The organism is Silvania sp. (genome assembly GCF_051656365.1).
Taxonomy (GTDB): domain Bacteria; phylum Pseudomonadota; class Gammaproteobacteria; order Enterobacterales; family Enterobacteriaceae; genus Enterobacter; species Enterobacter hatchlandensis.
Map to the genome: position 1 here is coordinate 1 of NZ_JBOGBT010000082.1, position 1951 is coordinate 1951.

3 protein-coding genes are annotated in these 1951 nt (G+C 60.7%); 1 reads left to right on the forward strand and 2 read right to left on the reverse strand.

Annotated features, from left to right (window positions below; all coding sequences use genetic code 11):
- A partial coding sequence (locus ACRDD5_RS15325; RefSeq protein ID WP_438677217.1) for a lyase family protein occupies window positions 1–773 on the forward strand: 773 nt, incomplete at its 5' end.
- On the opposite strand, the gene tus is transcribed toward ACRDD5_RS15325, so the two are convergent.
- A complete protein-coding gene (tus, locus tag ACRDD5_RS15330) occupies window positions 774–1703 on the reverse strand; it encodes a DNA replication terminus site-binding protein (protein ID WP_438677218.1) in 930 nt (309 codons plus the stop codon). It abuts the gene before it with no gap.
- A gap of 73 nt (window positions 1704–1776) precedes the next feature.
- Window positions 1777–1951, reverse strand: a 175-nt coding sequence (locus ACRDD5_RS15335; protein ID WP_438677219.1) for an ATP-binding protein, incomplete at its 5' end; no start/stop codon positions are given.

Here is a 1951-nt window from a genome sequence, read left to right on the forward strand (position 1 = left end):
TTGAACATAACCTGCGCCACATCGACCACAGCCTGCCGCATCTGGCGGAGCTGGCGCTGGGCGGTACCGCGGTCGGCACCGGGCTGAACACCCATCCCGCGTACGCGGTACGCGTGGCCCAGGAGCTGGCGACCATCACCCAACAGCCGTTCGTGACCGCGCCCAACAAGTTTGAAGCACTGGCCACCTGCGATGCGCTGGTGCATGCCCACGGGGCGCTGAAAGGGCTGGCGGCGTCGCTGATGAAAATTGCTAACGATGTGCGCTGGCTGGCCTCCGGACCGCGCTGCGGCATCGGGGAAATCAGCATCCCGGAAAACGAGCCGGGCAGCTCGATAATGCCAGGTAAGGTGAATCCAACCCAGTGCGAAGCCATGACCATGCTGTGCTGTCAGGTGATGGGCAACGACGTGGCGGTGAACATGGGCGGCGCGTCAGGCAACTTCGAGCTCAACGTCTACCGTCCGATGGTCATCCATAACTTCCTGCAATCGGTGCGCTTGCTCGCCGACGGGATGGAGAGTTTTAACGCGCACTGCGCGATCGGCATTGAGCCTGAGCGCGAACGCATCAGCCAGCTGTTAAACGAATCCTTAATGCTGGTGACCGCGCTCAATACCCATATCGGCTACGACAAGGCGGCAGAAATTGCCAAAAAGGCGCACAAAGAGGGGCTGACGCTGAAGGCCGCCGCCCTGGCGCTGGACTATCTCTCTGAGGCCGAGTTCGACAGCTGGGTGCGCCCGGAGCAGATGGTCGGCAGCCAAAAATAGTCACTCTGCCACGTACAGGTGCAGCCGCTCAATGATGGGCCGGAGCGGCTGCGCCAGCGGTTTAAAACGGTGCTGGACATTCTCAGCATCGTAGTTCAGCAGTTCCCCAATATCCGGCAGCACCGCGCCCTGATCGCTGTCATACAGCGCAATCAGCGGCGTGGGGCAGGCGTACTGAACCTGTTTTTGCTGCCCGGCATACCAGACCCGGGCAATGGGCTGGACCTTCACCGGACGTTTAATCTTCAGCCGCGCGTCAGCAGGCAGGGCGTGAATAGCGCTATATTCGGCCTCAAGCCGCTCCACCCACTGATCCCGCGACCAGGGCGCCACCGCGCGCGGCGCTTTCAGGCTTTTTTCCAGCATTTGCAGGACGTCTTCGCGGGTGAAGTTCTTAATTATGTGCTTATTGGCCCAGCCGAAGCGCAGGGTGGCCGGATGGTGAATGACGGTCAGCGTGCGGTAGGCATTGAGGGTGATAAGCCCCGGCAGTTGATGATGCACCCACTCAAAGCGCGCCGCGGACGGCAAGCCTGACTCCTCGGTGACGATTTTTTCAAAGTCGGCTTTCAGCGCGTTAATGCTTGCGATTTGTGCCGTGAGCTGCTCCCGATGAGCGGCGTCGCTCTGCAGGCAAATCACCCCAGGCAGGCGCACGGCAGCCTTGCTGCTGCGGGTTTCAGACTGCTGCTGGATAAACAGATGGCGATAGTGCTGCAGCGCCATCCCCAGCGCTTCTTGCCCCAGGTGCTGCTTAACGGCAATGGTGTTGAGCGGATCGTGCTCGGCACCTTTCACCACATCCGGGAGGGAGAAGACGCGCGCCGCCAGCAGTCGACAGGTTTGCAGGTCGGCGGTCAATTGCGCCAGCTCGTGCTCCATCTGGCGAAAGGTGCTATTTAAACGTTCAATCAGATCGTAAGTTGCCATCGCACACTACCTTAGTTACAACATACTGAAAAGATAGCATAGCACGCCCGGTCAGACCAGCGTGCGCGTGGGGTCAGGCAGAGGTGAATGAAGGGAGTTGATGCCAGACGGGCCAGTTAAAACAGAACCGTGCTCCGCCGAGGTCGCTCTCTTCGCAGCTGACGTCACCGCCCAACGCCTGGGCGATAGAGTGGACAATAGCCAGTCCCAGGCCGCAGCCGCCGGTCGAGCGGTCGCGGCTCGGGTCG

Excerpts from the sequence above, each read along its gene's own strand:
- tus (WP_438677218.1), bottom strand. The coding sequence starts at position 1,703 with ATGGCAACTTACGATCTGATTGAACGTTTAAATAGCACCTTTCGCCAG.